Source organism: Christiangramia aquimixticola (genome assembly GCF_048285835.1).
In the GTDB taxonomy this organism is placed as follows: Bacteria; Bacteroidota; Bacteroidia; order Flavobacteriales; family Flavobacteriaceae; genus Christiangramia; species Christiangramia aquimixticola.
Genome location: NZ_JBLVTL010000172.1, coordinates 1 through 314, shown reverse-complemented (window position 1 = coordinate 314; position 314 = coordinate 1). Strand labels below are relative to the sequence as shown.

Annotated in this window: 1 protein-coding gene; it reads left to right on the top strand. The window is 43.0% G+C overall.

The genetic code is table 11. The features are described from left to right. Window positions 1-93 precede the first annotated feature (93 nt). A partial coding sequence (locus ACNKXV_RS13990; RefSeq protein ID WP_470269849.1) for a hypothetical protein occupies window positions 94-314 on the top strand: 221 nt, incomplete at its 3' end.

Genomic DNA, 314 nt, shown 5'->3' with positions numbered 1-314 from the left:
GGCAGAGGCTGTCCTCTCGCTAAAAAATGACTGAAAAGTGCAAATTGGAGGAGAATAAATCATAACTTTTGGTAACCCTAATTTCATCTCGCTATGAAAACCTTGTTGCTTTTCTTTCTCCTCATTTTCGCTTTTGGTTTTTTCGCTCAAGCACAAACGAAAATTGACCTTACCGGAACTTGGACAGTCGATGTGCAAACGGATATGGGAAGTGGAAATCCCACTTTTGTCCTCAAGCAGGAAGGTGAGAAAATAACAGGAACCTACTCCGGTTCGCTCGGTGATTCGCAAGTCACAGGTACCTTGAAAGGGAA